This window comes from Mucilaginibacter segetis (assembly GCF_016522075.1).
Classification (GTDB): domain Bacteria; phylum Bacteroidota; class Bacteroidia; order Sphingobacteriales; family Sphingobacteriaceae; genus Mucilaginibacter; species Mucilaginibacter segetis.
In genome coordinates this window covers 1-22,229 of the sequence record NZ_JAEHFW010000004.1, presented here as the reverse complement: position 1 = coordinate 22,229, position 22,229 = coordinate 1, and the positions used below count along the sequence as shown (strand labels likewise).

Here is a 22,229-nt window from a genome sequence, read left to right as displayed (position 1 = left end):
TTAAAGTTTTATAGTTAAAATCCGCCTAAAGCAATTTGTAAAAATCCAATCGGCGTTACATCTCGTTATTATAGGAATAATTAACCCTGACAATGACGAGTAATCATTTAAATACAAGAGTAAAGGCCGTAGCGGCGAACATCAGAAATAAACGCGAGGAGTTAAATTACACTCAGGAATATCTTGCCGCAAAATTGAATATATCGCAAAATGCTTATAGCAAAATTGAATTGGGCTATACCAAAATTACACTTGAACGCCTGTTTCAGATAGCTGAAGTGCTGGAAATACCAATCATTGACCTTATAAACACCACCGGGGCTGAGGCTGCTCAATAATTAGAAACAACTTATTTCTTCCTCTTATATTTGCATATTTAGCACCGAATGATGAATAATGCAGATATTATAAGGCAAACCGCAGACTTTGTTCAATTTACCCTCAAAGATGCAGAGGGCGGCCACGATTGGTGGCATATACAACGCGTATGGACAAACGCCAGGCGTATAGCGCAAACAGAAGAGTGCGACCTGCTGGTGGTTGAACTTGCTGCATTGCTTCATGATATTGCCGATAGTAAGTTTCATAATGGCAACGAAGAGTTAGGCCCCAAAAAAGCCGGCGATTTTTTAAAGAGTATAAATGCTAATGATACTGTAATTGAGCATGTGCAACAAATTATAAAGCATGTTTCTTTTAAATCAGGGTTTGATGCCCCAACCTTTAAATCTATAGAACTTCATATTGTACAGGATGCCGACAGGCTTGATGCTATTGGTGCTATTGGTATTGCACGGGCATTCGCATATGGTGGGTTTAAGGGCCGGGAAATATATAATCCGGAGATAAAACCTAAACTGAACATGACCAAAGAGGAATATAAAAACACTACTGCGCCTACCATTAACCATTTTTATGAAAAGCTGTTGCTGCTAAAAAACAAGATGAACACACCTACCGGCAAACAATTGGCACAACAACGCCACAATTTTATGGAAACCTACCTGGATCAGTTTTACTTTGAAGTGCAATAATTTAAGTTATTGAACGTCATAAATTAAACCTGTAACCTAAAAAAGCATCAAATCCTTTACATGAAAAAATATTTCACAATAATAGTACTGTTAATAACAGGCACCTCCGTATTTGCACAAAACAATATAGTAAGTTCAAAAGTATCCTTTGAGATAAAAAATCTGGGCATTAAAACAGGCGGAACCATTGGCGGTGTTACCGCGATCATTAACTTCGACCCTGCTAACTTAAGCGCCAGCAAAATAGAAGCTACAGCCGAGGTAAACACTATTGATACCGATAATAGTCTGCGCGATAGCCACCTGAAAGGTGAAGACTACTTTAATGCTGAAAAGTACCCCATGATCGTAATGTCGTCTACTACCTTTAAACAAAAAGGCGGTAATAATTACATGGGCAGTTTTAACATCACCATAAAAGGTATCACTAAATCTGTTGATCTTCCTTTCACCTACGCTGATACGGGTAACGCCAATTCATTTAAAGGCAGCTTTAAAATAAATCGCCGCGATTTTGGTATCGGCGGTAATAGCCTCACCCTGAGCGATGAGGTTATTGTTAACGTTGAGGTTAAAGCATCTAAGTAACTCTTATTTATCTGAACATTTAACATTCATTTAGCATTAATGCCGGTTTTAATTGGCAGCTATATACTATCTTTATACCCATGAAATTGCGTGTATTAGTATTTATTAATGCTTTAGCTGTAGCTATTACCCTATCTATAGTAAATTATTATTTTCAACGTAAATGGACTGATATGGCTGTTACTTTTTTGGTAACGCTTGCCACCAGCTATATTGTTTTTTATTACCTTATAGAAAAGTACATCTATTCAAAAATAAAGCTCATTTACAAGCTTATTCATAACCTTAAACTTGGCCGCGACCTGCGCGATGCGCTTGGCGAGCATGTAAGCGCCGACCCTATAAATGATGTGGAACAGGAAGTAAAGGAATGGGCCTCTCAAAAAAAAACTGAAATAGATGAATTAAGACGACAGGAAAAATTCCGCCGCGATTTTTTATCAAACATCTCACATGAATTTAAAACCCCGCTTTTTGCTATACAGGGGTATATTGAAGCCTTGCAGGATGATGATTTTGAAGATAAGGAGATGGCCGCGCAATTTTTAGAAAAGGCCTCAAAAAATGTTGACCGCTTAAGCTATCTTATTAAGGATCTGGATGAGATATCTAAACTCGAATCCGGAGAGATCCCTATTAATTATTCCAAATTCAAGATCAATGACCTGATTAAAGAGGTGATGGAATCAATGGAAATGAAAGCGAAAAAACATAATATCAAACTAACCTTTAAACAAAAGTATGACGAGGGCATATACGTAAACGCCGATCGTGAAAAAATAAGGCAGGTATTGGTGAATTTGATAGATAACTCTTTTAAATACGGCAAGGATGGCGGCGAAACCGGTATCAGCCTTTTTACCCTGCATGAGCAGGTACTGATAGAGGTTACCGATGATGGCATTGGTATCGAAGAAAAATATCTACCCCGTTTATTTGAGCGCTTTTTTCGTACAGATACCAGCCGCTCCCGCCAGATCGGTGGTTCAGGATTGGGGTTAGCTATTGTTAAACATATTATAGAGGCCCATCAGCAAACTATAAATGTGCGCAGTACTGACGGACTCGGCTCAACCTTCGGGTTCACTTTACAAAAGGGTAAACAAATTTTACCCTTTCCGAACATCCCCGTATTAAAAAGTTAACATTAACTTAACATTGCTAACGTACCTTTACCCCATAAAATTACGCAATGTCACTTAACAGTATTTTCCAGTACTTCGTACCAAAAGATAAGAAAACCTTTTTCCCGCTTTTTGAACAAGCCGCCAATAATGTGGTAAGCATGGCAACAATCCTGGTAGAAGCCGTTAATTCGGGTAATTCCGCTACTCAGGATGAGCTTTTCAGGCAGATAGATAAGCTTGAGAATAAAGGCGATGAAATTACCCACCAGATATACCTCGAACTGGGCAAAAACTTCATTACCCCTTTTGATCGTGAAGATATACACGCATTAGCCACGGCTATTGATGACGTAGCCGATTACATACACGGCGCAGCAAACAGGATGAGTTTGTATAAGATAGATGATTTTAATGAGCATATCCGCAAACTATCTGAGCTGATATTACAAGCATGTGGCGACCTTGAAAAAGCAGTAAGGGAATTGAAAGACTTAAGGAACGTACGCAATATCGCCGATTCCTGCATCAGGATAAACAGTGTTGAGAACCAGGCCGACTATGTATTTGACCGTGCCGTGGCCGATCTGTTCCTGTACGAAACTGACGCTATACGCCTTATTAAATACAAAGAGATACTTGCCGCGCTGGAAACCGCTACAGATATGTGCGAAGATGCCGCTAACGTTATGGAATCGATTTTAGTTAAAAACGCGTAAGCGAAAATTTATCTTATTTAAATGGTTACCACCCTATTAGTTGTTATTGTTGTTCTTGCCCTTATTTTCGATTACACCAATGGCTTTCACGATGCGGCCAATTCTATTGCTACTATAGTTTCTACTAAGGTACTTACACCTTTTCAGGCTGTTTTGTTAGCGGCTGTTTTTAATTTTACCGCTTACTTTTTTATTAAGGATCATAAAGTAGCCAATACCGTCTCAAAAATAGTAGTTGAACAATTTATAACCATGCCGGTAATATTAGCCGGTTTAATAGCTGCCATTACCTGGAATTTAACAACCTGGTGGTTTGGTATTCCGTCCAGCTCTTCGCACACGCTTATAGGTGGTTTTGCAGGCGCAGGTATCACCAATGCCTTGTTAATGGGGCAGCACGGGCTTGATGCGGTTAACATGCACTATATATTAACCATTATAGCTTATATAGTATTAGCGCCTTTTATTGGTTTAGTTATCGCATATATCATTACTATTCTCATCCTGCATATATGTAAGAAAGCAAAACCCGCCGTGGCCGAACGCTGGTTTAAAAGATTACAATTGGTATCTGCAGCAGCATTAAGTTTTGCACATGGTGCAAATGATGCCCAAAAAGTTATGGGTATATTGTATGTTACACTTATTGCTTCAAAAATAATAGGTGCCGATGCCCCTATGCCTGATTGGATACCACTGGCCTGTTATTCGGCTATTTCTTTAGGTACCATGTCTGGCGGGTGGAAAATTGTTAAAACCATGGGTTCCAAGATCACCAAGATAACACCTTTAGAGGGCGTAAGTGCTGAATCTGCCGGTGCGGTAACCCTTCTCTTAACCGAACATTTTGGTATACCTGTATCAACTACCCATACCATTACCGGTTCAATTATTGGGGTTGGTTTAACAAAACGTGTATCTGCTGTACGCTGGGGGGTCACCATTAATTTAGTTTGGGCCTGGATAATTACCATTCCAATTTCAGCGGTTATTGCCGGCCTGGTATTTTTGGTTGTGCGTTCCTTCTGATCTGGTTTTTTTCTTGGCAGTAATTTTGCTATTATGCTTGCATGAAAAAATTACTGCTCCTTATCCCATTATTTTTAATATTTACTACCGGCTGCGATACACTTAGCCAGGTGGCGCAAACAACTATACAACAAGCAGGTAATCCATCAACTGTAGAGATAGCCAGCGCCTTAAAACAGGCACTTGAGCAGGGAACCGATAAAAGCTCTAATCAGCTATCAGCTACCAATGGATTTTTTGGTAACGCAGCTGTAAAAATACTTTTCCCACCCGAAGCTAAAAAGGTAGAAAGCACCCTGCGTACCATAGGTTTGGCTTCTTTGGCTGATAATGTGATATTATCGCTTAACCGTGCTGCTGAAGATGCCGCTGCCGAAGCCAAACCCATATTTGTGAACGCTATAAAGCAAATGACCATACAGGATGTTACTAATATTTTATTGGGCAGCCAGGATGCGGCAACACAATATTTTGAGCGTACCACTACCCAACAACTTGCCGCTAAATTTAAACCCGTAGTAGAAACGAGTTTGAATAAAGTAGGCGCTACCAAATATTACAGCGAAGCAGCTACAGCATACAACAAGGTGCCATTGGTTAGTAAGATAAACCCGGATATAAGCGATTATGTTACGCAAAAAGCAATTGATGGCTTATTTTATGAGATAGCTAAAGAAGAATTGAACATTCGCCAGAATATATCGGCACGTACCACTCCGCTCATGCAAAAAGTATTCTCTTACGCCGACCGTACCAAACTGAGGAAGTAATAACAGGACAGTATTAATTGCCGGAGTGCTATTCAAAGTTTATTTTTAAACTTACCGTTTCCGTAATGCCCTTTGAATTAGCTATCCATGCCGGACCGTTTTTTATGAGTGCAACAGCTTTCTTATCGGCGTATGCGCTGAGACTTTTGATCACAGTAATATCAGATACATTGCCTTTGCTGTTCACTTTAAATTGCAATTGTACTCTGCCTTTCTTTGCTCCCGCAGGTAATAAGGCGTTCTTTTTCAGGTACGCCTTAAAATAGTCCCACCCTTTTCGGGGATGTGCCTTAACAGTACCGTTTACAACAACTACTTCACTCAGGGCAGACTGGGATGCGTCAAGCTCCACCTTTACAGTATCAGTTGAGCCCACATTAACTTTTTGGGAGTTATAGCCTACAGAACCAACCAATAGCGTTTCATCCTTTTTTACCCCGGGTAATATAAATTTACCATTAGCATCCGTTACGGCACCAACAGGTTTACCTACTACGTTAACCGATACGTCCGGTAAAGGCTGGCCGTCATCATGGCTGGTAACCACTCCCGCTAATTGTATATCTCCCGATGGCGTTTGGGGTGCAAGCGTCCCTAAGTAATACGCATTGTTTTGCTCATTCCTTCCTTTACGTTCGTTAGTATTAACCCCTTCCGTTTTTCCGTTTATTACCCTTGCGTAGGGCCGCTTATTTATAGCCACGGTTTGGGGCATAGTTAAACTGTCATCTTTTTGTTTGGCTATATATCCCATCACCATCTCATCCAATGGCAGGGTATCGCCCATCATATCCGTTTTTGATATCGTCGGAAGTTTTTTCTGCACTCTCTTGTCAGCCCGGGAGGCTATTACACTATTCGCAGCAACCAGGGCCTCCTCATCTGCCTTAACTATTGGGGGAGAAAAAGATTTGAAACGATGCTCACTAAGCTGCTTATTGGCCTTCGGTTTAGCAACCGACCTTTCTTTTACCACTACAGGCGCTTTATCAACGTTCGCATCCGGTTTAGTTAATACAGGCTCTACAGTTGCCGCTATCGGTTGCGTTTTCACTGCTTGCTTATAATTCGCGTTATACAATATTCCGGCTACTACCAATATGCCTATAACCGAAGCGGCAGCAGCAATCACCGTCCACGGTATTATACGTCTTTCCTTTTGATTTGCCAACCTCCCCTTCAAATTTTCCGAAAGCAGATCCAGGTTATCCTGCTGATCGGCACCCGCTACCTCATACCCCTCCAGGGCATCCATCAAAAACGGATCATCCTGCGCCCGGCGTTCCAATTGGTACATAGCACGGTCATCCAGCTCTCCGTTCAGGTACTTTTTTATTTGCGTTATGTCGTAATCCTTTTTACTCACAATTTCTTCTCAAGGCAAATCTTCAAATTCCTTTTGCCGTTTTGTATATAACTTTTCACCTCGTTAAGCAGGTAGCCCGTAACAGCTGCGATCTCTTTATAGCACTTCTCGTCAAGGTAAAACAACCTTACGCATTGTTGCTGTGCCGCAATTAACTTCTCCAAACAATGTTCCATTGCCTGCAGGGCCTCCTCTTTATTATCATCAGGATGCATAAAAGGTGTAAATTCCATAACCTCATCCAAAGCAACAACGTTTATTTTTTTACCGGCCCGCAGCTGCATTAAACAATAATTGCGGCTTAATACATACAACCAACTCCTGAATTGTTTTATATCGTGTTTTTTTACCTTATCAACCAACTCTTCAAATATCTCCATCACCGCATCCCGGGCAGGCTCCTCCTCTTTCAGATATTTAAGGCACACGCCAAACACCAGCGGCATATATGCTTCATACAGCTTACCTAACACCGCGATATCTCCCGTTGAACGATAAACGGCTACCAGCTTTTCATCAGTAGTATTATCGGTTTTAATTGGCTTGGTTAGTAAATTCATTAAAGCCACAAAATAATTTTTTTTTATGGTTTATGGAAATTAGCTTTTTGCTGCATCCTACAGGTAAAAAATCATCAAATTATGAAAAAGCTTATATTAATTATCACGCTATCAGCATTTGGCTTAACCGCATTTAAGCTAAACACCAACCGTATGATCAGCGGCACGGTGTACTCTGCAACCGACAGTTTGGCAATTCCCGGTGTAACCATTAGGGTTGCGGGCAGCAACCAGGCTACACAAACCGACAAGTATGGTAAATACACCATCAGCCTTCCCGAAGGAAAAACAAAGCTGGAATTTGCCTTTTTAGGCTATAAGCCTCAAATAATAACCATCAAAAAAAGCAATATCCTAAATGTGTATTTAGAAGAAAGTATTAATTCACTCAATGAGGTGGTTGTTACCGGGTACAAGGCTCAAATAAGACGAGAAGTTACAGGTGCTGTTACCACGGTATCCCCAAATGCTATGCTTAACGATAAAGTATATGGAGTGATGGTACAGGGCAGTCCGGGGTCAAACCAGACTATCCGGATAAGAGGAAAGGCATCAGTTCAGAATGTTAGGTTTGCCGCTCCCGTAATAAAAGCCGATGAAGAAACCTATAATACCATTACAGAGAATGCTTTTCAGGATGCGGTTAATAACCCGCTATCTACCTTCTCTGTTGATGTGGATGCGGCATCGTACAGCAACTTTCGCCGGTTTATTAATAATGGGCAACTACCCCCTGCTGATGCGGTACGTATAGAGGAAATGATCAACTATTTTAAATATGACCTGGCCGGGCCAATAAATAATGATCCGGTTGCCATCCATACCGAACTTTCATCGGCGCCCTGGAATACCAAACACCGCTTACTGCGTATTGCCCTTAAAGCTAAAACCATCCCTACTGATAACCTGCCGCCATCTAACCTGGTGTTTTTAATTGATGTGTCGGGCTCTATGAGCGATCCTAATAAATTACCGCTGGTAAAATCATCCTTAAAAATGCTTACCGATCAGCTAAGGCCGCAAGACCGCGTAGCTATGGTAGTATATGCAGGTGCAGCCGGCGTGGTTCTGCCATCTACCCCCGGCAATAAAAAAACCACCATTTATAACGCTATTGATAATTTGAATGCAGGCGGATCAACAGCGGGCGGCGAAGGCATAAAGCTGGCTTACAAAATAGCAGCGGATAATTTAATGAAGAAAGGTAATAACCGTATTATACTGGCTACCGACGGCGACTTTAACGTAGGAGCTTCCTGTGATGAGGACATGCAAAAACTGATTGAAAAGGAAAGGGAAAGCGGTATTTCATTATCCGTACTGGGCTATGGTATGGGTAATTATAAAGACAGCAAAATGGAAACCCTTGCCGATAAGGGCAACGGTAATTACGCCTACATTGATAATATTACCGAAGCACGTAAAACTCTTATCAGCGAGTTTGGAGGAACTTTATTCACTGTTGCAAAAGATGTAAAGCTGCAGATAGAGTTTAACCCTGCCAAAGTGCAGGCCTATCGATTGTTAGGCTACGAAAACCGTATACTGAACAAAGAAGATTTTAATAACGATAAAAAAGATGCCGGTGATATGGGCTCCGGGCACAATGTTACTGCTTTTTACGAGATCATCCCCGCAGGTATTACTGATGACTATACCCCCTCGGTCGACCCGCTTAAATATCAAAAGCCTAAAGCTAAACCGGTAGTTTCCACATCTGATGAAATGCTGACCATTAAATTCCGGTATAAAGAGCCAAACTCCTCAAAAAGCAAACTGAGCCAGGCAGTGGTTATGGATGTACCCGCGGCATTTGACAAAACCTCGGACGATTTCAAATTCGCGGCTTCCATAGCTGAAATAGGCATGCTGCTGCGCGACTCGCAGTTTAAGCAGCATGCTAATTTTGAGCAGGCTATAAATATTGCAAAGGCAGGTAGAGGGAATGACGAGGAAGGCTACCGGTCAGAATTTATTCGCCTTGCGGAAAGTGCAAAGTTGTTAAGCAAAACATCCGCTTTGGCGAATGTTGAAAATGAACAATAGTAGAGCGTTTTATTGATATATTTTAAAGAACAATCCAAAAAAAAACTAATTTAGATGTATTAGAAATTGCCGGACTTAAAATACGGCAATGTTTGGGCTTTAACTAATGGAGATTTATTAAGAATCATAAAATGCACCCATTATATTTAGTATTTATTCCGTTTTTCATTATTGTGCTTTACAAAAAGGCAACAGATATCATCTTATCAAAAAAAAGCAGAAACTATTCTAAATTAAAGGCAGATATGTTTTTCTTCTTCCTTATGGTATCTGTTATTATTGGGATAGTTGCAGTTATAGAAAAGATGTAAATCGACCTATAAATATAAATTATAACAAAAGAGCGATGGGTATCTATCGCTCTTTTGCTTTAATACGCTTGTCAATGAATCGCATCTTCGCCTTCCGGGTCTTGCCCGAATGTTTTACTCAGCATATCATACAACTCGGGATGCTTAGCTTTAAACTGGTGCGGTTTCTCGAAAAAATATTCTGATGTCACCGCGAAAAACTCAGCCTCGTTGGTAGCCGCGTATATCCCTATGTCCGATTTACCGGCTTCTATTTTATGGATCTCCTGGTGCATCATTTTTACCCAGGGCGTTACATATTCATGCTGTAAAAATCCTTCGGGAATACCATCTGTAGCGCCGTCGGTTTTATCCAGCAGATGAACGAATTCATGTATACCGGTGTTCTCTTTGCCTGCATTTTTAGAAAAGCCTTTCTCCAGCGCCCTGCGTGATAGTATCATTTGCCCGTTCATATATCCGCTGCCTACCATGCCCATTATATTTCGCCCTTCACCCCCTTCATACGCAAACTCCTTATCAAAAGTATCCGGATACAAAAGCACATTGGTTACATTACGGTAACGCCAATCCTTAAAGCCAAAAATGGGGATAACGGCGCTTGCCGCAACCATAACACGGTCGGTATCGGTTACGGTTAATCCTACACCCTCAATATTTACGTCAGATAAAAAGGTGCTTATCTTATGTTCAAAAACTGCTTTATCCTCGTCAGTAAGTTCGTTATAGTAATTAATATGCTGTACCAGCAACTTTTTTAAAGCTGGCATAGGTTGTAACGATACCTTATGCCGGTTTTTTTTAAATAACAGGTAAACAACAATTACAATAACAACAGGAACCAGGTAATACATAAAGGCAATATAGGATTAAACTTAATGCGCAACACAAAAAAATAGCGATGAGCATTAACCCATCGCTATTCATCTTTCGGATTTTCCTGTTACGGAATACTTCCGGGACTTATATCAACAGCCTTACAGGCTCTTCTAACAACGCTTTAAGGGTTTGCAGGAATGCTGCACCCAAAGCTCCGTCTACCACGCGGTGATCGCAGCTTAAAGTAACCTTCATGATGTTACCCGGTACCACGGCGCCATTTTTAACAACCGGAACCTGCTGTATACCGCTTACTGCTAATATACATGCGTTTGGAGTGTTAATAATAGCGGTAAACTCGTCAACACCAAACATACCTAAGTTTGATATAGTGAATGTTGAACCTTCCATTTCGGCAGGCTGCAACTTTTTAGCCTTAGCTTTTCCGGCGAACTCCTTCACCTCTACCGAGATGTGACTTAATGATTTACCATCCGCAAATTTAATAACAGGCACCAGTAAACCTTCATCTACCGCTACGGCCACACCAACGTGTATATGCTCGTTTGTACGTATCTTATCGCCCATGAATGAGGAGTTAATAGCAGGGTGTTGTTTTAACGCCACAGCAACTGCTTTAACTACAAAATCATTAAAGGATATTTTAACCGGCGCTACCTCGTTCATTTTGGTACGGGCCGCAATAGCCTGATCCATATCAATAGACATGGTCACATAAAAATGAGGTGCGGTAAATAAGCTTTCAGATAATCTTCTGCTGATGGCTTTGCGCATTTGCGTAACAGGCCTTTCGCTGAATTTTTCTTCGCCTGTGTAAGTTGGTAATACTACCGGGGCCTGGGTTTTAGCAGGAGCACCTTCTGTTTTTGCAGGAGCAGCAGCTTCCTGCGGTTTAGCAGCAGGCGTGTACTCTTCCACATCCTTTTTAATGATGCGGCCGCCATCGGCAGATCCTTTTACATCATTCAGGTTAATACCTTTATCCTTAGCTATTTTACGTGCCAGTGGCGACGCTTTAACACGGCTGTCATCGTCATTGCTTCCGCCGGCAGCAGGTGCAGCGGTCTCCGGCGCAGGAGTTTCTGCAGCCTGAGTAGCTTCTTCCTTAGCGGAATCTTCGGCAGGAGTTTCTTCCTCGCCTGTATCCTGCAATAAAGGGGTGATATCTGTACCCTCTTTACCTACAATAGCTATAATACCATTTACTTGGGCAGCTTCACCCTCTTTAACACCAATGTAAAGCAGGGTGCCTTCCTCATATCCTACAACTTCCATTGTAGCTTTATCGGTGGCCACATCCGCTAATGAATCATCGGATTTTACTTTATCACCAACCTTGAAGTTCCATTTTTCAATAGTTCCTTCGGTCATGGTATCACTTAACAAAGGCATGCGTATAACCGTTGCAGGTATGCTTGATGTATCCACCTTTGGTTTAGCTTCTGCGGATGCAGGTTTTTTATCTTCCGTTGCCGCTGGTTTAGTTTCGGCAGTTTCTGTTTTTTCTTCTTCTTTTTTAGGTTCGGCTCCGCTTCCGGCAGCGTCCAATGCCGCTTTATAATCTTCGCCTTCCTTACCTAAAACAGCTATAACGGCATCAACCGGCACAGCGTTACCTTCTTCAACACCTAAGTATAGCAAGGTGCCGTCCTGGTACGATTCAAAATCCATAGTGGCCTTATCGGTTTCGATCTCGGCTAAAACATCGCCCGATTTCACCTTGTCGCCAACTTTTTTATGCCATTTCGCCAATACCCCTTCGGTCATGGTATCGCTCATTTTTGGCATTTTAACTACTTCAGCCATATACTGTGAATATTGTTAATATTTATTTATAATAGTTAGTCGCGGATGTAAGGATAATCCTTTTGTACGTAAACATCAGTATACAGTTCTGACGCTTCCGGCCATGGTGATTCTTCAGAGAAATTAACCGATTCATCAACCACCGCCTTCACTTTTTCCGCGATATCTTCAAACCATTTATCATCAGCATAACCTTCTTTTTGTATAGTTAGTTTTACTGTTTCTATCGGATCTTTTGATTTATAACTTTCCAGTTCATCCTTAGTACGGTACTTTTGCGGATCGGACATCGAGTGCCCTTTATACCTGTACGTACGCATCTCCAAAAATGTTGGCCCTTCGCCGCGGCGTGCACGTTGTACGGCCTCGTCCATAGCATTATGCACCGCAACCGGATCCATCCCGTCAACCGGGGATGAAGGGATCCCGTAAGGCAGACCCAGCTTATAAATATCGGTTTGTACAGTTGTACGCGCTACTGAAGTACCCATAGCGTAACCATTGTTTTCGCAAACAAAAATTACAGGCAACTTCCATAAAGCGGCCATATTAAAGGTTTCAGTAAGCGCGCCCTGGCGTACAGCACCATCGCCCATATAGGCTACGTTAACGTTATCGGTACCTTTATACAATTCGGCAAAGGCAACACCTGCACCCAAAGGTACCTGTCCGCCTACAATACCATGCCCGCCGTAAAAGTTATTTTCTTTATCGAACATGTGCATGGAACCACCCTTACCTTTTGAGCAACCGGTAGCTTTACCGTAAAGCTCCGCCATTACAGCATTCGGGCTTGTCCCTTTTGCTAAAGCATGTGCGTGATCACGATAGGCGGTTATCATACTGTCCTCCTTACGAAGAACTGACATCGCTCCGGCCAATACGGCTTCCTGCCCTATATAGAGGTGACAAAACCCGCGGATCTTTTGCTGACCATATAACTGGCCGGCCTTTTCTTCGAACTTCCGCATTAAAAGCATAGACTCGTACCACATCAGGTAGGTGTCTTTATTTATTTCGATTGAACTCATTTATTAAAAACAAATCTTAGAGAAAGCGCAAATCTAATTATATCCTGCAAATAATCGAAACTGCAACGAATTTGTTGGAAAGATTTATCCGCATTTATGCCTTATATAGCTCATACGCAGTAATAAAAATTCACAAAAAGCAAAATATCATTTGGAATACCGCATATTACTACCCTTTATTTAACAGTTGATGAAATAAATACCGCAATTTTCTATTTAGTAAAAAATTAAAAAAAACTTATGAGTATGTGTAATAACATCCATATATCATATACATACATCAACTAATCAATAACCATATGGCAAAACAAAAAAACAATCGCCACAGGAAATTTAATTTCGCTGCCCGAAAAATAAAGCTGATTTTTTACGTTTTACAAGTGGTTTATTAACAATAGTTTAAAACTATAGCTAATTTAATTGTAAAATAAATTTCACCTTTAATTTGGAGGTTTAGAAATATTATATAGATTTGTATCCAACAATAGACACACTGTACAATTTAATATACAACTTGTTGTTCGCTAACCAACAAATCAAAGATTAAATGAAGAAAATAATATTTGCTATTGCATTAATTTTCACCATAATAGGTGCACAAGCGCAAACAAAAACTGTTCCAAATACCACCTCTGAACCTGAAGATCAGGAAAGCTTAGCAAAAGATTATTTATCGCAAATTATGGGTGTTGCCCTTTCAGCTACATCTAACCTTAAACTTTTTAATTTTGTACATGACTGGATAGGCACTCCTTACCGTTTTGGTGGTAACACCCGGAAAGGTATCGATTGCTCGGCATTTACCAAACAACTATACAGTGATGTATTTAATTTAAGTATCCGCCGCAATTCACGTGATATCTTTAAAATGGTAGATCCCATCAGCAAGGATGATCTGAAAGAAGGCGATCTGGTTTTCTTTAAAATACACAGCCGCAAAATATCACATGTTGGTATTTATTTAGGCGATGGAAAATTTGCACACGCTTCATCACACGGGGTAGCCATCAGCAATTTGGCCGATGCCTATTATGCCCGCTACTTTTACAAAGGCGGCAGGTTGCTTGATTCTTTTAAAAACGAACTATCATCGTCTGACGACGATTCAGACGATAATTAAACCTAAATTATATTATAACTAAAGATCCTTTCATACCTTTATGGAAGGATCTTTTTATTTAATGAAACACCATTCTATCTGCCTTTTTATAGCGTTTGCCTGTTTTACTGCAACCGCCTGCTTTGATCCTTATTTAAAAAAAAATCCGTCAACAACTACGAAGGTTACACAGCATCACGCTCCTTCCGTTAAAAAAAATATAGCTGTCCAGCCTGCTGATACCATGGTAAATATAGCCGCGGTGGGTGATATTATGCTGGGCAGCACCTACCCCGATAGCAGCCAACTACCGGCAGATAGCGGTAAATACAGCTTTAAATATGCCGATAAATACCTGCAAGCAGCGGATGTTACTTTTGGTAACCTGGAAGGGGTTTTATTAGATAAGGGCGAACCCGAGCAACAAAAACTGCATTTTAAAAGCAAAGCCTATTTATTTAAGATGCCCGAATTTTATGGTGATATCTTTAAAAAGGCGGGCTTTAACTTATTAAGCATGGCCAACAACCATAGCAACGATTTTGCCTTGGAAGGTCAAAAAAGCACGGTTAAGGTGCTTGATAGCCTGGGTATTAATTACGCAGGACTAAAAACGCATCAGTCAAAATTATTTACCATTAAGGGCGTGCGTTATGGCTTTTGCGCGTTTTCACCAAACAGCCAAACCGTATCATTACTCAATTTGAAAGTGGTAAAAAGCATTGTTACCAACTTAAAAGCTAAAAGCGACATCGTGATCGTATCATTCCATGGAGGTGGCGAAGGGGTGGATTTTGAACATGTACCTTTAAAAGAGGAATTATATAAAGGCGAGCGCCGTGGTAACGTTAATGCTTTTGCTCACGCCGCAGTGGATGCCGGAGCTGATATCATATTGGGGAATGGCCCTCATGTAAGCCGGGCGGTTGAGCTCTATAAAAACAGGCTGATCGCTTACAGCCTGGGTAATTTTTGTACTTATAAATCGGTAAGTGTATTAGGTGTATGTGGTTTGGCCCCCTTATTAAAGGTAAAGCTGAACAAACGGGGTGAGTTTATTAACGGGCAGATAGTTTCATTTATACAAACTCATGATAAAGGACTCCTGCCCGATACTTTAAACCGGGCGGCAAACCGTATAAAAATGCTTACCGAAACGGATTTCCCCGCCAGCGGACTAATGATAACTGCCAGCGGAGATATATCTCCGGTTAATGCTAAGCTTCGTCTTTAGTGTTGCGTACAAGCCCAACGCCTGTAAAGAAGAAAATAACTGAAATTACACCAATAACAATAAGTGTAGTTGCTTCACCGGTATGCTGTATAACTTCTACTCCGGTATAAATAAGTCCTATTATTCCTAATACAGTAAGTACGGTGCCAAATGTGCGTTTTAGGTTCATATTTTTTATGGTTAAGTGCTTTTAATTAATGTTTACAGATAACCAAATTAACCGGGCTTTGTTTTAAGCGCAACTGGAGTTGATAAGTATAATACAGGGAAGGTTTATTTTAGCGGCATTAATTCAAAAAGGCCAATGAGTACCAACAATATCGAAAGCAAGATCAGCGTCGCTTCATAACTGTTCATCTCTTTTTTAAAATTCCTGATCATAAAACTGATTTTATACAACCCTTACGTAATGGCTTGCTATAATGTAACAGACAACTAAAAATATTTAAGGTTTAATACTTTTAAAAGTATTTTCAAAAGTTAACATCTACATCGTTTTTTAGTTTTATCATTTTTATGTCAACTTTAATTAAGTGATGTATCATAGCTCACCCAATTTCGTTTATATCACTGTAAGTGCAATACACTTATAATTGTGATAAGGTTTAGGTTGAAAGTCCCCGGGCAGCGAGTGCTCCGGGGCTTTTGTTTTTATTGCCCTTATACCTTTCACCTATTTTACCCATATTAGCGTCCTGATTTTTACCCTGATGGATGATATAAAGGCCACTCTGCATAAGTTATGTATCGATTATGTACAAAGCCGGATGCAGGCCGCGGAAGATGCTATAAAAGAAGCTCAAAATGCCGCAAAGGATGATACTAAAAGCAGCGCCGGCGATAAATATGAAACGGGCCGAGAAATGATGCAGCAGGAAACTAACCGTAACATGGCACAGTTAACTGAAGCTAACAAACTTATGGTAGCGCTTAACCAGGTACACTATACACCCGTTTATACAACAGCTGCGCCCGGCAGTTTGGTAACTACCAATAACGGAACGTTTTACATTGCTATAAGCGCCGGAATATTAAGTCTTGATGGGAAAAGTTACTATGCGGTATCTCCAGCTTCCCCTATCGGATTAAAGTTAACAGGCAAAAAAACAGGGGAAACTTTTTCCTTAAATGAAAAAAACTATCAAATAACCTCAATTATTTAAATTTCGGCCCATAATTTGACCTTAAAATAAAATAAAGTACACAGTTTAATAAATTATTGTACAAATCATTAATATCTATTCTATATTTGGGTAAACAAAATAATGACAGCAAAAAAAACTGATCATTACTAAACTAATTTTTTGATGAACATATTCGTAGGAAGTCTTCCTTATTCTTTAGAGGAAGCAGATTTAAAAGAGCTTTTTGAAGCTTATGGTGAAGTAAGCACCGTTAAAATTATTATCGACAGGGAATCCGGAAGAAGCAAAGGTTTCGGATTTGTTGAAATGCCCGATGACGAAAGCGCTCAAAAAGCAATTTCAGGTCTGAATGGTTCTGAAGTTGCCGGTCGTTCAATCGCAGTGAGCCAGGCCGAAGATAAAAAACCAGGCGATCGCAGAGGCGGTGGTGGTTTTGGCGGTGGCAACCGTGGCGGCGGTTACGGCGGTGGCAATCGTGGTGGCGGCGGTGGCGGCTATTCAAAAGATAGCAATCGCGGCGGCGGCAGTCGCTGGTAAAACAGATGTTTACCTACAGCAAAACATTGTTAACCAACAGTGTTTTGCTGTAAATCATATTTCCATTAACACGCTTTCAATTTATTGTCAGCGTGCTTTTTATTTGCATCATTTTTTTGCGACTCCGCCTTTTCTTTGGCTAATTACCACCTGCATGGTATACCTTATCCGCTCGTTTTCTTAGCGGAATTTCAGGATAAAACACCCATATGCTTTATAGCCAAATGGATAAATATTTTTGCGCTGGTCGCATTACCTCGTGTCACATCAATATGCATATAACTTTAACCGAGTATATAAAGAAAAGAAATGGCGTAGCAATCGGTAGTCCAAAATCATTAAGAAATAATCTTTACCGGTCACTCGGCGCTAAAAATTTTTCAGCTTTTTGGAATTTTTGGAATCCCGTCTTTGGCTATTACCTTGGTAAGTTTATTTTTAAGCCGTTAAAAAAGATCTTTCCTAATTCTATTTCGTTAATTTTCACCTTCATTTTTTGCGGACTGATCCATGATGTTGTTACTATAATCTTTCGCGGCAGTACATCCCTGTTTTTTACAACCTGGTTTTTCTTTATTAGCCTTGCTGTTTTGCTGACAAAAGTCCTCAACCATAATTTCGCAAAACAACGCTGGCTTATACGGGCCTTAATTAATCTGACTATAATATGCAGTTGTTTAATGCTTACTATCCATAGTATAAAACTTGTAAAGGAATTTATTCAGAATTCCTAAACCATTGTATCTAACTTATAGCACCCCTTACTTATCCGTCCGTTTCGCAGCGGAATTTCCGGACATACGACAATATGAAAATACCCCTGCGCTCTCCTGTTGGTTGTAACAATTAAGGCTTAAAGTACAATCTGTACAGCTCCCTATCTCGTTTTTTATTTATATGAAAACGTTATATGTAACTTTAATACTATTCTTCAGTTCGTTTACAGGCATTCCCAATAAACCGGTTGACAGCGTTGATCTTCATCGCTTTGCCGGTAAATGGTATTCTTTATACTCTATCCCTACTTATTTTGATAAAGGCACCCGAGAAACTACCACTACTTACAACTGGAACGCAAAAAAGGAATATTATAACGTGGTTACCACCTATAAAAAAGGCAATGATCCCGGGGTACATTCTGTAAACTCTAAACTATTTCAGGTAGAGGGCACGCATAATGCCGAAATGAAGGCCCAGTTCTTATGGCCATATAAGGTAGATTACTGGGTTATTGAGCTTGCAGATGATTATTCCTACGTGGTAGTTGGCCATCCTGACCATAAATATTTGTTTATCATGAGCCGTACCCCATCTATCGATAAAAATTTATTACAGCATATAATCAGCAGGTGTAAGGCTATGGGTTACCCGGTAGAAAAGCTTGTATCTCAAAAACATAGCACCGATCAATAAGCGTTTGGCACAGCCTTACTGATAAAAAGTACGTCCTATATCTGCATTACATTAAGCCGCTTTAATACTTTTTACTATTTTTGTCACAAAAAATAATAAACCAATGAGCGAACTCATTAAAAAACAAGTAGATGATGCAAAGGCTTCCATGGAAAAAGCCATTGCCCATACGGATAGTGAACTAACAAAAATACGCGCCGGTAAGGCAAACCCATCCATGCTGGATGATGTTACCGTTGATTATTACGGCACAGCAACACCTTTAAGCCAGGTAGGCAGTGTAAACACGCCCGATGCCCGTACCATAGTTATACAGCCATGGGAAAAATCATTACTTGGAGCTATTGAAAAAGCTATTAAAGAAGCTAATTTGGGCTTAAACCCACAAAACGACGGGGTTATTATCCGAATCAACGTTCCGCCTTTGACCGAGGAGCGCCGCCGCGATCTGGTTAAAAAAGCAAAAGGCGAAGCCGAAACAGGTAAGATAGCTATCCGTAACATTCGTAAGGATGCTAACGAAAAGATAAAAAAATTAAAAACAGAAGGTGTTTCTGAAGATGAGATAAAGGTTGGCGAGGGTGAGATCCAAAAACTTACTGATGCTTATATCGTTAAGATAGATCAGCTTTCGGATGTGAAGGAAAAAGATATCATGACGGTTTAATATTAACCAAAATGTCAAATTAAAGGGAATGAGCTTATTAGCCATTCCCTTTTTTTATTTTTGTTGATACTGTATGAAAATATTAATCTCCTACTTATCAAAACACCGTTGGGTGGTAGTTTTAGCGCTCTTTTTAGCCGCTACCAATATCGGTTTCTCCCTGCTCGATCCTTACATCACCGGTCGTATAGTTGATAACTTTATCGAAAAATACAAGGTGCTGTCGCACCACGAATATGTTTACGGCGTATTAAAAATGGTTGGCCTGGCTATTGGCGTGGCAATGGTATCGCGTATAGCAAAAAACTTTCAGGATTATTTCACTAACATTATTACCCAAAAGGTAGGTGCCGAAATGTATGCCGATGGCTTAACACACTCGCTTGAGCTGCCCTACCAGGTTTTTGAAGATCAGCGCAGCGGCGAAACTTTGGGCGTGCTGCAAAAGGTACGGCTGGATTGCGAAAAGTTCATTACCTCGTTCATCAGCATATTATTTGTGAGTCTTATCGGTATGATATTCGTTATCGTTTACTCGGCAACAGTAAGCTATAAAGTTACCCTGGTGTACTTTGCGGCCATACCTGTTATTACGTTTGTGAGCATGGCCATGAGCAAGCGTATAAAAACCATCCAGCGTAAAATAGTGGGCGAAACCACCGCGCTTGCAGGCTCAACTACGGAGTCGTTACGTAATATCGAACTCATAAAAAGCCTCGGCCTGGCACGGCAGGAGATCAAACGCCTTAACAATACCACCTATAAAATACTCGATCTGGAACTGCGTAAGGTAAAATTTGTGCGCAGTATGAGCTTTGTACAGGGCACCACAGTAAACTTTGTACGCAGCGTAATGGTGGTTATACTGTTACTCCTCATTTTCCAGGAAACCATATCACCGGGACAATACTTCAGCTTTTTATTTTACTCGTTCTTTTTATTTAACCCTCTGCAGGAACTGGGCAACGTTATCCTGTCGTGGCGCGAGGCACAGGTATCCTTAGATAATTTTAACAGGATATTAAACATCCCTATTGATGCCAAACCCGAAAAGCCCGTATTGCTTGAGCGTGTAAAAAAATTGGCTTTCAGTAATGTTAGCTTTAAACATTTAACCGCTAACCGCAACGCATTAAATCATATTACCTTTGAAACGCATACCGGCGAAACTATAGCTTTTGTAGGGCCTTCGGGTTCGGGTAAAACCACACTGGTAAAGCTGTTGGTAGGCCTTTATCAGCCGCTTGATGGCGATATTTTGTATAACGATACCTTGAGCAAGGATATTGATCTTGACCATCTGCGCGAGAAGATAGGCTTTGTAACACAGGATACACAACTGTTTTCGGGCACTATTCGCGAGAACCTGCAGTTTGTGCGCCCCGATGCTACCGATGAGGAATGCTTTAACGTGTTACAACGCGCGGCCTGCCAAACCTTAATGGCAAGGGCCGATAAAGGGCTGGATACCGTGATAGGTGAGGGTGGAGTAAAAGTATCGGGTGGCGAAAAGCAGCGTCTGTCTATAGCGCGTTCGTTATTGCGCCGGCCGGATATTCTGGTTTTCGATGAGGCTACCTCATCGCTGGATTCCATCACCGAAGAGGAAATTACGGCAACCATACGCGACGTATCTGTAATGAATGATCATATCACCATATTGATAGCACACCGTCTATCGACCATTATGCACGCCGACCAGATATACGTACTGGAGAAAGGCCGTATCATTGAATCGGGCAAGCACCCCGATCTGATAGATCAAAAAGGTTTATATTATGCCATGTGGCGTCAGCAGATAGGTGAAAAAGATACCGTAGAAATTTAACAGAAGAGCAAGAAATCGCGGGCGGTATGAGTCATTAAATTAAAAAAAGGTCTCTACCTATCTATAGGGGATTTAGAAGGGGCTTTACATGCAAAAATAAAGCACTATTGCGGCGAGCACCTGTATTCCAATCACCAAAGAAAGCCGATTGATCCCGTTTATTTTTAACGGGCCCAAAAGGTAAACCGCTGCAGCTAAAACAAACAGCAATAGCGCCATCACACCAACTACAAACAAATTCGGGCCTTCCGGATCTTTAAAAAAGAAGAACAATAGTCTGGAGCAAACTACGGCCGTTACCGCTAAAATTATTAACGAAACCCTTTTCGACCTGAAATATACGTTTGCGCTGCTATCCACCCGGTTATCAAATTATTTATATTCAAATATAATGATTCTCATATCAAAATTTATTTGCACCTCTTAACAAGGATTTTAAAGTCCTCGCAAGCAGGTGAGACATAAAGGAGGCTTCCATATATCAAGAATTTTCTGTATATTTATATTGCAATTATTACCGGGTTATCCTGCGTTCTGCAGCATTCAACCTGGGCATCACACGCTTGTTCAATTTCAAAAATATCAAAAAATCGTTCTTTTGTTTTGGCACACGGCTTGCTTCAGCAGCAAACCATAGTGCAAAAAACCGCCTGTACGCGATGCAATCTGTGTTTTTAGCAGAAAAGCCACCTAAAACAGCCGCAGCAAAAGGCATAAAATTCAGTCGGGCAAAAACACGTATTGCCTATCCACCTGCATTATTTAAGACCTGTAAACCCCGTTTACCCTATACGCCATTAAATTTTAAGACACGTATAAATCTCTTTTGCAGGGATGAAGTGGTACAAAATTTATCTCTATCATTCTGAATGACACGGGAGTTACAAGTATAAAGCGTAAAGTTTAAAGTTTTTCAGGATTTGAGATTTATACTTTAGGATTTAGAGTTCATATTTTAGGATTTAGAATGTCTCTTGCGGACTTTCTGTCTTCCGGACTTTACTTACTTCGCGGACTGTATAAAAACAAAGAAACCCCTCAACTTTAGGTTGAAGGGTTTAACTTTAAGATTGGGCACCGAC

General features: G+C 40.6%; 24 protein-coding genes. 16 read left to right on the top strand and 8 right to left on the bottom strand.

The genetic code is table 11. The features are described from left to right. The first annotated feature begins 92 nt into the window (after nt 1–92). The 7 genes from I5M19_RS17855 (at nt 93) to I5M19_RS17825 (ending at nt 5,264) form a co-directional block, all read left to right on the top strand. Nucleotides 93–338: a helix-turn-helix domain-containing protein gene (locus I5M19_RS17855; RefSeq protein ID WP_200067740.1), complete on the top strand. Its 246-nt coding sequence runs from the start codon at nt 93–95 to the stop codon at nt 336–338. A gap of 51 nt (nt 339–389) precedes the next feature. After that, on the top strand, nt 390–1,034 hold the full coding sequence (locus I5M19_RS17850) for an HD domain-containing protein (protein WP_200067866.1): 645 nt from the start codon (nt 390–392) through the stop codon (nt 1,032–1,034). 60 nt (nt 1,035–1,094) lie between these two features. Then, nucleotides 1,095–1,622, top strand: coding sequence for a YceI family protein (locus I5M19_RS17845; RefSeq protein ID WP_200067739.1), 528 nt, complete (start codon nt 1,095–1,097; stop codon nt 1,620–1,622). Nucleotides 1,623–1,702: 80 nt separating this feature from the next. Beyond that, nucleotides 1,703–2,767, top strand: a complete 1,065-nt coding sequence (locus I5M19_RS17840; protein WP_200067738.1) for a sensor histidine kinase — start codon at nt 1,703–1,705, stop codon at nt 2,765–2,767. 47 nt (nt 2,768–2,814) lie between these two features. Beyond that, complete coding sequence (locus tag I5M19_RS17835; protein WP_200067737.1) at nt 2,815–3,465, top strand: DUF47 domain-containing protein; 651 nt, start codon at nt 2,815–2,817, stop codon at nt 3,463–3,465. Between the two features lie 21 nt (nt 3,466–3,486). Beyond that, nucleotides 3,487–4,494: an inorganic phosphate transporter gene (locus tag I5M19_RS17830; RefSeq protein WP_200067736.1), complete on the top strand. Its 1,008-nt coding sequence runs from the start codon at nt 3,487–3,489 to the stop codon at nt 4,492–4,494. Between the two features lie 41 nt (nt 4,495–4,535). Continuing rightward, a complete protein-coding gene (locus I5M19_RS17825) occupies nt 4,536–5,264 on the top strand; it encodes a DUF4197 domain-containing protein (protein WP_200067735.1) in 729 nt (242 codons plus the stop codon). Nucleotides 5,265–5,292: 28 nt separating this feature from the next. On the opposite strand, the gene I5M19_RS18820 is transcribed toward I5M19_RS17825, so the two are convergent. After that, entirely contained in the window at nt 5,293–6,630 is a 1,338-nt protein-coding gene (locus I5M19_RS18820; RefSeq protein WP_200067734.1) for a carboxypeptidase-like regulatory domain-containing protein, read from the bottom strand. Next, nucleotides 6,627–7,190: an RNA polymerase sigma factor gene (locus tag I5M19_RS17815; RefSeq protein ID WP_200067733.1), complete on the bottom strand. Its 564-nt coding sequence runs from the start codon at nt 7,188–7,190 to the stop codon at nt 6,627–6,629. Before I5M19_RS17815 ends, I5M19_RS18820 begins: the two co-directional genes overlap by 4 nt. An 81-nt stretch (nt 7,191–7,271) precedes the next feature. On the opposite strand from I5M19_RS17815, the gene I5M19_RS17810 reads away from it, so the two are divergent. Beyond that, nucleotides 7,272–9,236 (top strand): vWA domain-containing protein, encoded by a 1,965-nt coding sequence (locus I5M19_RS17810; RefSeq protein WP_200067732.1) that lies wholly within the window; start codon nt 7,272–7,274, stop codon nt 9,234–9,236. Between the two features lie 131 nt (nt 9,237–9,367). Further along, entirely contained in the window at nt 9,368–9,547 is a 180-nt protein-coding gene (locus tag I5M19_RS17805; protein ID WP_200067731.1) for a hypothetical protein, read from the top strand. 71 nt (nt 9,548–9,618) lie between these two features. On the opposite strand, the gene I5M19_RS17800 is transcribed toward I5M19_RS17805, so the two are convergent. The 3 genes from I5M19_RS17800 to pdhA all read right to left on the bottom strand — a co-directional run bounded on the left by I5M19_RS17800 (nt 9,619) and on the right by pdhA (nt 13,224). Further along, complete coding sequence (locus I5M19_RS17800) at nt 9,619–10,401, bottom strand: M90 family metallopeptidase (RefSeq protein WP_200067730.1); 783 nt, start codon at nt 10,399–10,401, stop codon at nt 9,619–9,621. 109 nt (nt 10,402–10,510) lie between these two features. Further along, entirely contained in the window at nt 10,511–12,193 is a 1,683-nt protein-coding gene (locus I5M19_RS17795; RefSeq protein WP_200067729.1) for a pyruvate dehydrogenase complex dihydrolipoamide acetyltransferase, read from the bottom strand. A gap of 35 nt (nt 12,194–12,228) precedes the next feature. Next, on the bottom strand, nt 12,229–13,224 hold the full coding sequence (pdhA, locus tag I5M19_RS17790) for a pyruvate dehydrogenase (acetyl-transferring) E1 component subunit alpha (RefSeq protein ID WP_200067728.1): 996 nt from the start codon (nt 13,222–13,224) through the stop codon (nt 12,229–12,231). 547 nt (nt 13,225–13,771) lie between these two features. Between pdhA and I5M19_RS17785 the strand changes: the two genes are divergently transcribed. After that, nucleotides 13,772–14,344: a C40 family peptidase gene (locus I5M19_RS17785; RefSeq protein WP_200067727.1), complete on the top strand. Its 573-nt coding sequence runs from the start codon at nt 13,772–13,774 to the stop codon at nt 14,342–14,344. A 40-nt stretch (nt 14,345–14,384) separates the two neighbouring features. Beyond that, nucleotides 14,385–15,557, top strand: coding sequence for a CapA family protein (locus tag I5M19_RS17780; RefSeq protein WP_200067726.1), 1,173 nt, complete (start codon nt 14,385–14,387; stop codon nt 15,555–15,557). Here I5M19_RS17780 and I5M19_RS17775 read toward each other — a convergent pair. Beyond that, the gene (locus I5M19_RS17775; RefSeq protein ID WP_200067725.1) at nt 15,541–15,726 is read right to left on the bottom strand and encodes a hypothetical protein; all 186 of its coding nucleotides are present in this window, start codon (nt 15,724–15,726) and stop codon (nt 15,541–15,543) included. The two genes, I5M19_RS17780 and I5M19_RS17775, sit on opposite strands and share 17 nt — an antisense overlap. 541 nt (nt 15,727–16,267) lie before the next feature. Between I5M19_RS17775 and I5M19_RS17770 the strand changes: the two genes are divergently transcribed. The 5 genes from I5M19_RS17770 (at nt 16,268) to I5M19_RS17750 (ending at nt 21,147) form a co-directional block, all read left to right on the top strand. Continuing rightward, nucleotides 16,268–16,720, top strand: a complete 453-nt coding sequence (locus I5M19_RS17770; protein WP_200067724.1) for a 3-oxoacyl-ACP synthase — start codon at nt 16,268–16,270, stop codon at nt 16,718–16,720. Nucleotides 16,721–16,864: 144 nt separating this feature from the next. Continuing rightward, entirely contained in the window at nt 16,865–17,239 is a 375-nt protein-coding gene (locus I5M19_RS17765; protein ID WP_200067723.1) for an RNA recognition motif domain-containing protein, read from the top strand. Nucleotides 17,240–18,136: 897 nt separating this feature from the next. Then, nucleotides 18,137–18,652, top strand: coding sequence for a lipocalin family protein (locus I5M19_RS17760; RefSeq protein ID WP_200067722.1), 516 nt, complete (start codon nt 18,137–18,139; stop codon nt 18,650–18,652). Between the two features lie 103 nt (nt 18,653–18,755). Beyond that, nucleotides 18,756–19,319 (top strand): ribosome recycling factor, encoded by a 564-nt coding sequence (gene frr, locus I5M19_RS17755; protein ID WP_200067721.1) that lies wholly within the window; start codon nt 18,756–18,758, stop codon nt 19,317–19,319. Between the two features lie 73 nt (nt 19,320–19,392). Then, nucleotides 19,393–21,147 carry an ABC transporter ATP-binding protein gene (locus I5M19_RS17750; protein ID WP_200067720.1) on the top strand — a complete coding sequence of 585 codons (1,755 nt, stop codon included), beginning with the start codon at nt 19,393–19,395 and terminating at the stop codon, nt 21,145–21,147. Nucleotides 21,148–21,231: 84 nt separating this feature from the next. Here I5M19_RS17750 and I5M19_RS17745 read toward each other — a convergent pair whose 3' ends face one another. Both I5M19_RS17745 and I5M19_RS17740 read right to left on the bottom strand, forming a co-directional pair. Further along, nucleotides 21,232–21,507 (bottom strand): hypothetical protein, encoded by a 276-nt coding sequence (locus tag I5M19_RS17745; RefSeq protein WP_200067719.1) that lies wholly within the window; start codon nt 21,505–21,507, stop codon nt 21,232–21,234. Between the two features lie 154 nt (nt 21,508–21,661). Continuing rightward, a complete protein-coding gene (locus I5M19_RS17740; RefSeq protein WP_200067718.1) occupies nt 21,662–21,862 on the bottom strand; it encodes a hypothetical protein in 201 nt (66 codons plus the stop codon). Nucleotides 21,863–22,229: the final 367 nt, after the last annotated feature.

What these genes read in the sequence shown, in the direction of transcription:
- I5M19_RS17855 (WP_200067740.1), top strand. Translation starts at nt 93, where the DNA reads ATGACGAGTAATCATTTAAATACAAGAGTAAAGGCCGTAGCGGCGAAC.
- I5M19_RS17850 (WP_200067866.1), top strand. Translation starts at nt 390, where the DNA reads ATGAATAATGCAGATATTATAAGGCAAACCGCAGACTTTGTTCAATTT.
- I5M19_RS17845 (WP_200067739.1), top strand. Translation starts at nt 1,095, where the DNA reads ATGAAAAAATATTTCACAATAATAGTACTGTTAATAACAGGCACCTCC.
- I5M19_RS17840 (WP_200067738.1), top strand. Translation starts at nt 1,703, where the DNA reads ATGAAATTGCGTGTATTAGTATTTATTAATGCTTTAGCTGTAGCTATT.
- I5M19_RS17835 (WP_200067737.1), top strand. Translation starts at nt 2,815, where the DNA reads ATGTCACTTAACAGTATTTTCCAGTACTTCGTACCAAAAGATAAGAAA.
- I5M19_RS17830 (WP_200067736.1), top strand. Translation starts at nt 3,487, where the DNA reads ATGGTTACCACCCTATTAGTTGTTATTGTTGTTCTTGCCCTTATTTTC.
- I5M19_RS17825 (WP_200067735.1), top strand. Translation starts at nt 4,536, where the DNA reads ATGAAAAAATTACTGCTCCTTATCCCATTATTTTTAATATTTACTACC.
- I5M19_RS17815 (WP_200067733.1), bottom strand. Translation starts at nt 7,190, where the DNA reads ATGAATTTACTAACCAAGCCAATTAAAACCGATAATACTACTGATGAA.
- I5M19_RS17810 (WP_200067732.1), top strand. Translation starts at nt 7,272, where the DNA reads ATGAAAAAGCTTATATTAATTATCACGCTATCAGCATTTGGCTTAACC.
- I5M19_RS17805 (WP_200067731.1), top strand. Translation starts at nt 9,368, where the DNA reads ATGCACCCATTATATTTAGTATTTATTCCGTTTTTCATTATTGTGCTT.
- I5M19_RS17800 (WP_200067730.1), bottom strand. Translation starts at nt 10,401, where the DNA reads ATGTATTACCTGGTTCCTGTTGTTATTGTAATTGTTGTTTACCTGTTA.
- I5M19_RS17795 (WP_200067729.1), bottom strand. Translation starts at nt 12,193, where the DNA reads ATGGCTGAAGTAGTTAAAATGCCAAAAATGAGCGATACCATGACCGAA.
- pdhA (WP_200067728.1), bottom strand. Translation starts at nt 13,224, where the DNA reads ATGAGTTCAATCGAAATAAATAAAGACACCTACCTGATGTGGTACGAG.
- I5M19_RS17785 (WP_200067727.1), top strand. Translation starts at nt 13,772, where the DNA reads ATGAAGAAAATAATATTTGCTATTGCATTAATTTTCACCATAATAGGT.
- I5M19_RS17780 (WP_200067726.1), top strand. Translation starts at nt 14,385, where the DNA reads ATGGAAGGATCTTTTTATTTAATGAAACACCATTCTATCTGCCTTTTT.
- I5M19_RS17775 (WP_200067725.1), bottom strand. Translation starts at nt 15,726, where the DNA reads ATGAACCTAAAACGCACATTTGGCACCGTACTTACTGTATTAGGAATA.
- I5M19_RS17770 (WP_200067724.1), top strand. Translation starts at nt 16,268, where the DNA reads ATGGATGATATAAAGGCCACTCTGCATAAGTTATGTATCGATTATGTA.
- I5M19_RS17765 (WP_200067723.1), top strand. Translation starts at nt 16,865, where the DNA reads ATGAACATATTCGTAGGAAGTCTTCCTTATTCTTTAGAGGAAGCAGAT.
- I5M19_RS17760 (WP_200067722.1), top strand. Translation starts at nt 18,137, where the DNA reads ATGAAAACGTTATATGTAACTTTAATACTATTCTTCAGTTCGTTTACA.
- frr (WP_200067721.1), top strand. Translation starts at nt 18,756, where the DNA reads ATGAGCGAACTCATTAAAAAACAAGTAGATGATGCAAAGGCTTCCATG.
- I5M19_RS17750 (WP_200067720.1), top strand. Translation starts at nt 19,393, where the DNA reads ATGAAAATATTAATCTCCTACTTATCAAAACACCGTTGGGTGGTAGTT.
- I5M19_RS17740 (WP_200067718.1), bottom strand. Translation starts at nt 21,862, where the DNA reads ATGCCTTTTGCTGCGGCTGTTTTAGGTGGCTTTTCTGCTAAAAACACA.